Source organism: Ammoniphilus soli (assembly GCF_040813775.1).
Genome location: NZ_JBEGDL010000081.1, coordinates 1 through 5,593, shown reverse-complemented (window position 1 = coordinate 5,593; position 5,593 = coordinate 1). Strand labels below are relative to the sequence as shown.

Annotated in this window: 5 protein-coding genes and 2 pseudogenes; 6 read left to right on the top strand and 1 reads right to left on the bottom strand. The window is 44.7% G+C overall.

What is annotated here, in order from left to right:
* Positions 1 to 92: 92 nt before the first annotated feature.
* The 6 genes and pseudogenes from ABLT31_RS37960 to ABLT31_RS37935 all read left to right on the top strand — a co-directional run bounded on the left by ABLT31_RS37960 (position 93) and on the right by ABLT31_RS37935 (position 4,383).
* A complete protein-coding gene (locus ABLT31_RS37960; RefSeq protein ID WP_367760906.1) occupies positions 93 to 1,643 on the top strand; it encodes an alpha-N-arabinofuranosidase in 1,551 nt (516 codons plus the stop codon).
* 101 nt (positions 1,644 to 1,744) lie between these two features.
* Positions 1,745 to 2,566, top strand: a complete 822-nt coding sequence (locus ABLT31_RS37955; RefSeq protein WP_367760905.1) for a sn-glycerol-1-phosphate dehydrogenase — start codon at positions 1,745 to 1,747, stop codon at positions 2,564 to 2,566.
* A gap of 4 nt (positions 2,567 to 2,570) precedes the next feature.
* Positions 2,571 to 2,765, top strand: a complete 195-nt coding sequence (locus ABLT31_RS37950; protein WP_367760904.1) for a hypothetical protein — start codon at positions 2,571 to 2,573, stop codon at positions 2,763 to 2,765.
* Positions 2,762 to 2,977: a hypothetical protein gene (locus ABLT31_RS37945; protein WP_367760903.1), complete on the top strand. Its 216-nt coding sequence runs from the start codon at positions 2,762 to 2,764 to the stop codon at positions 2,975 to 2,977. The genes ABLT31_RS37950 and ABLT31_RS37945 overlap by 4 nt, the downstream gene beginning before the upstream one ends.
* A 50-nt stretch (positions 2,978 to 3,027) precedes the next feature.
* A pseudogene (locus ABLT31_RS37940) lies at positions 3,028 to 3,593 on the top strand (FGGY-family carbohydrate kinase); the annotation flags it as partial.
* A 34-nt stretch (positions 3,594 to 3,627) separates the two neighbouring features.
* A pseudogene (locus ABLT31_RS37935) lies at positions 3,628 to 4,383 on the top strand (L-ribulose-5-phosphate 4-epimerase).
* On the opposite strand, the gene ABLT31_RS37930 reads toward ABLT31_RS37935, so the two are convergent.
* A complete protein-coding gene (locus ABLT31_RS37930; RefSeq protein WP_367760902.1) occupies positions 4,367 to 5,083 on the bottom strand; it encodes an HAD family hydrolase in 717 nt (238 codons plus the stop codon). The pseudogene ABLT31_RS37935 and the gene ABLT31_RS37930 overlap by 17 nt on opposite strands.
* Positions 5,084 to 5,593 lie beyond the last annotated feature (510 nt).

Here is a 5,593-nt window from a genome sequence, read left to right as displayed (position 1 = left end):
TAGCCACTAAGTAAAGTCTACAGTTTTTCAGGCAACTCAATTATGAAATTGATTCATTTAGTAAACATTAAAATTCCGGAGGGCTAAGAACTATGGGATCATCAGTAGTTATAAACTTGGATAAAGGGAAGGAAGTCATCAGCAGACATATATATGGGCATTTTGCCGAGCATCTCGGGCGTTGTGTTTACGAGGGGATCTGGGTTGGAGAAGATTCCTCGATTCCTAATACCCGGGGAATCCGAAATGATGTTGTAGAAGCTTTAAAGAACATTAAAGTCCCTAATGTCAGATGGCCTGGCGGTTGCTTTGCAGATGAATACCATTGGAAAGATGGGACCGGTCCAAAGGAAAACCGCCCGAGCATGGTCAATACCCATTGGGGAAAAGTGGTTGAAAACAACCATTTTGGAACGCATGAATTTATGGATTTTTGCGAACAACTGGATTGTGAGCCCTACATTTGCGGAAATGTGGGGAGCGGTACCGTGCAGGAAATGCAGGAATGGGTCGAATACATGACATTTGACGGAGAATCTCCGATGGCTAATCTGAGACGCCAGAATGGCCGGGAGAAGCCTTGGAAGTTAAAATACTTTGGAGTCGGTAATGAAAATTGGGGCTGTGGCGGCCGGATGAGAGCGGAATATTATGCCGATGAATACCGCCGCTACCAGAACTATGTACGGGATTTCTCCGGCAACACCATATGCAAGATTGCCTGTGGCCCAAGTGAAGCGGACTACCATTGGACAGAGGTCGTAATGCGTGAGTGTACGGAGCGGCCAACCCAATTAGGTGTTTTGAAACATGCCAAGCCGATCATGTCAGCATGGGAACATTACCGGCCGCAAATGGGAGGTCTAGGTCTTCATTATTATACGAGAGACCGTTATAACTACACTTCAGCCACAGATTTCGGCGAGGAACTTTGGTTTGAATATATGAAAAGGACTCTCTTCATCGATGAGCTGATTAACAAGCATTCAGAAATTATGGACAAATACGATCCAATGAAGCGGGTTGCCCTCATAATTGATGAATGGGGCTCATGGTATAAAGCCGAACCGGGAACACCGCCCGAATTCCTCTATCAGCAAAATACCTTAAGGGATGCCCTTATCGCTGGAATTAATCTCAATATTTTCAATAATCATTGCGATCGGGTGAAAATGGCCAATATCGCCCAAATGATTAATGTTCTGCAGGCGATGATCCTGACCGATGGGGAGAAGATGATTGTAACACCATCTTATCATGTCTTCGAAATGTATAAAGTTCATCAGGATGCAACTTTACTTCCTACACAATTGGAAAGCAGTAACTATTCGTATGGGGAAGAGACTTTACCCACTGTCAATGTATCTGCTTCACGTGATGATCAAGGCCGTGTCCACATATCACTCTGTAATCTTAATCCAAATGAGGGAGAAACGATAAGCTGCAATTTCACTGGTGAGATTAACATTTCGAGTGTTACTGCACGTATCTTGACGGCTGACACCATGCAAACCCATAATACTTTTGATCAACCGGAGCAGATCAAACCGGCGGAATTTACAGGTGTTAAGTTTGACAAGGATCAATTGCAAATTGTCATGCCGCCAAAATCGATTGTTGTTTTAGAAGTCATTGGTACGTAATGGAATTCGATCCATGCCATACTTGCTCTTGTAGAACCCACAATACAATCGATATCAAGATATATGTGGAGGGGCAGGCTTTAGCAAGAATGGGTTCCTTTATGCAAGAGCGGGGATTTCGCAAAGTGATAATTGTCGCTGACCAGCATACTTACCAGGCAGCTGGTGTCGTTTTGAGTGAACATCTGATGCAGTCCAATATCCATCATCATTTATGTTTGGTCAATGCCAATGATCAAGGCGATGTAGTCGCTGATGAGCCGTCTGTTGTTCAAGTATTTCTGAATACAACTCATGATACAGATGCTTTTCTGGCCGTAGGGGCAGGAACGATACATGACATTGTTCGTTTTGTCAGCTATAAAATGAATAAACCATTTATCTCTGTCCCTACTGCAGCCTCTGTGGATGGTTTCACATCGGCTGGAGCCCCTTTGATTATCCGCGGGATGAAGCAAACGGTTCAGGCTGCTTCACCGATTGCCGTTTTTGCTGATTTGGATGTATTGTGTTCGGCTCCCAGGCATCTAACTGCGGCGGGTTTTGGAGATATGGTGGCAAAATACATTTCCCTATTTGATTGGCGTTTTTCACACATCATGGCAAATGAACCATACTGTTGTGTTGCCGCTGATTGGACCAGGGAATCTCTCGAATCTTGTATCCGTCATATCGATGATATTCAAGCTATGAACCCAGCTGGGATTCAAGTGTTAATGGAAGCCTTGCTAAAGTCTGGGTTAGCGATGCTGTTGGTTGGTCACTCCCGTTCTGCGTCCGGAGCTGAACATCATCTATCTCATTATTGGGAAATGGATTTCCTGAAGAATGGCAGGGCACAGGTATTGCATGGTGCAAAAGTGGGCGTAACGACTATTGCAACACGTTTTTCAACAGGAAAATTCCGACTGGCTGCCTCGTAATGAAATGAATGCTTGGTTAAAGCAAATTCCTGAGCCGATCATGATACAAGAAATGTTGCAAAGAATAGGGGCACCTGCAACGCCTGAAGAATTAGGGATTGATGTTGAGTTAGTAGACAGATCCTTTCGAGAAGCTTATCACTTGCGGGATCGCTATACCGTACTGCGGTTCATAAATGAAAAGAATAGGCTGGAATGATTTTGAGAGGTGAAAAAGGCTATCGCAAAGACCTGCTGAAAATCTTGGAGATCCCCAGAGACCTTGTAAGTGGACTTTCTCCGGTTGGAGCTGGAAATCGAGGCCATAAGGCCACTCCAATCGGATTCTCTCCGTTTACAGCCTGTCTTAGGGAACAGAAATTGAAGAGAAAAGGAAAGGCTGGTCTTCAAAAGGTTGAATCGATCTCTTGACTCAGCTTTTTTTTGTGCGCCGAACATGGCGCTGTCCAATATCGCAAGGTGGACTCGTTGCCTTGGACTGGTGGAATGGAAACCGTTCGACGTTAGTCGATGCCGATTTGACTGGCGTTATTGTAGGGGCCACCCTGTTAACAAAGCCGGAAGAGATCTATCGAGCGTTAATTGAAGCCACTGCATTTGGAACCCGCATGATTATCGAAGCCTTCCAAGAGCATGGAGTTCCAGTTCATGAGCTCTATGCGGCTGGGGGCATCGCAGAGAAAAATCAACTGATGATGCAAATTTATTCCGATGTAAACAATATGGAAATTCGAATTTCAGGATCTCAGCAAACCCCAGCATTAGGCTCCGCCATGTTTGGAGCGGTGGCGGTAGGAAAAGAGGTAGGCGGGTACGATAGTATCGTCGATGCGGCGAAGGTGATGTCAACTCAAAGGTAAAAGCAGAGTATTATAAGCCAAATGCGAAAAACGCAGCGGTATATGAGCAATTGTTTGCGGAGTATAGGAAACTGTATGACTATTTCGGCCGTGGTCCGAACAATGTGATGAAAACTTTGAAAGAGATACGCAAACAGGTCGTAAAGAAAACGCTCGTGCATCAGTAGACGATAGATGATAAAGAAAAGAGGAGGATCCAAATTGCTAGAAGAGCTGAAACAAGAGGTGTTGCACGCAAACCTGCAGCTTCCTATACATCATCTCGTCACGTTTACTTGGGGAAATGTCAGCGGGATTGACCGGGATCGCGGATTAGTTGTTATTAAACCGAGTGGAGTACCCTATGAAAAGCTGGAAGCCAAGCATCTCGTTTTCGTGGACTTGGAGGGGAATGTTGTGGAGGGCGATTTGCGACCTTCATCCGATACGGCTACCCATTTGGCACTCTATCGTGCCTTTCCATCTATAGGAGGGGGTGGTTCATACCCAATTTCCCTTGGGCAACAAGCTGGGCGCAAGCGGGACGTCCAATCCCTGCTTTAGGTACTACCCATGCGGATTACTTTTACGGGGAAATTCCTTGCACACGGGAAATGAAATAGGAAGAAATACTAGATTCATATGAGCTCGAAACCGGCAACGTCATCATCGAAACCTTACAAACTAGAGGCATCGAACCGGCTGTAGTGCCGGGAGTGCTTGTATTCCAGCATGCCCCTTTCTGCTGGGGAAAAAATGCGGATCAGGCAGTTCATAATGCCGTGGTCTTGGAGGAAGTGGCGAAAATGCGCTGCATACGTACCAACTGAACTCTAAGATCAGGCCGATCAAGTCTTGTTGGATAAACACTACCTTCGTAAGCATGGTGTTCATGCCTATTATGGGCTAAGTAAACAACGGGTAGTGAAAAAGAGAGCCTTCAGGGCTCTCTTCTTTTCTATTAAGTACTATTGTTGAGTTGGGAAATGGTATCTGATAGTTTTTTGAAATCATCGATCGTAGCTGCAGGTTGTTTGGTTGAAGCTCGATCTGGAACTTGATGACGATGGTTATACCAGATGCTTGTCCACCCGGCTTCCATGGGTGCCACTACATCGTTATTCCAGGAGTCGCCTATATATATAGGCGTGCCAGGTATTAAGCCTAACCGTTTTTCTACTTCCTTAAATAGGGCAGGATTGGGTTTTGCGATTCCGATAGCATCTGAAATGAAAATGCGGCTTGTCGGTATTATTGCTGTTAAGCCTAGTGCCTCGATTTTATTCCCTTGATGCCGCGTAGGCCCGTTTGTGATGATGCCGAGCTGATAGTCGTTAGCCAATAACCCATTTAGAGTGTCTCTTATAGTGGAATCCAATTGTAAGAAGCCCTGCTGGATTTCGTATTCTGACTGGATAGTTTTGGCTTGCTCGGCAGAGATCGGGTAACCTAATTCGGCTAGGGCTAAGCTGATTCTTTGCACTCGCAGCTCATCGAGCGAAATCGCATTTTTGACATAGTCCTTCCATAAGAGGTCACTATAGAACCGAGATCTTTTGAAAATCTGTTCAACGGGAAGGTAAAGCTGGTTGGAAAAAACATTTTGGAGGGCTCTTTCAAAAGGCTTTAGCTGATCGTACAAGGTATCGTCTAAATCGAAAAACACATTCCTTATCATGCTAGAATCACCACCTAGTTACAACATACAGGATGATTGATTATTTGTGCAAGTTTAAGACTAATCCGGCGCGCATGGAATATTACCGTGCAGTTGAAGCTACAAACCAGCCTACAAGAACTAAGACGGAAGCTTTAGGATCTCTAAAAGGCCGATGTTAAACTAACGAGGGAATACCAAGGGGAAATAATTACCAGAAATAATTCATAACAAAAATAATTCATAACAAAAATAATTCATAACAAAAATAATACCCGCAACAGGTTCTTTTATTTTCCCTGGTTGCCAGTTGTAGCTGGTGGAGTGCTTACCGCTGTACAACGGTACACCAGGATTCACTAGGTAGGCAGCCCTGAGTTACGCTGCCGTAACTGGTATTCGTCCCTGGGCAGTAGTGTGGTCGGTCACCCCGGGTACTGTGATTATCTTCTACTAAAAAAAGAGACTTGCTATATGCAAGTCCTTGAAAATATATATTATAAGGGGGTCAATACGTGAAAACTTAACTCT

Coding starts and splice junctions, on each gene's coding strand:
- ABLT31_RS37960 (WP_367760906.1), top strand. CDS start 93: ATGGGATCATCAGTAGTTATAAACTTGGATAAAGGGAAGGAAGTCATC.
- ABLT31_RS37945 (WP_367760903.1), top strand. CDS start 2,762: ATGATTTTGAGAGGTGAAAAAGGCTATCGCAAAGACCTGCTGAAAATC.
- ABLT31_RS37955 (WP_367760905.1), top strand. CDS start 1,745: ATGCAAGAGCGGGGATTTCGCAAAGTGATAATTGTCGCTGACCAGCAT.
- ABLT31_RS37950 (WP_367760904.1), top strand. CDS start 2,571: ATGAATGCTTGGTTAAAGCAAATTCCTGAGCCGATCATGATACAAGAA.
- ABLT31_RS37930 (WP_367760902.1), bottom strand. CDS start 5,083: ATGATAAGGAATGTGTTTTTCGATTTAGACGATACCTTGTACGATCAG.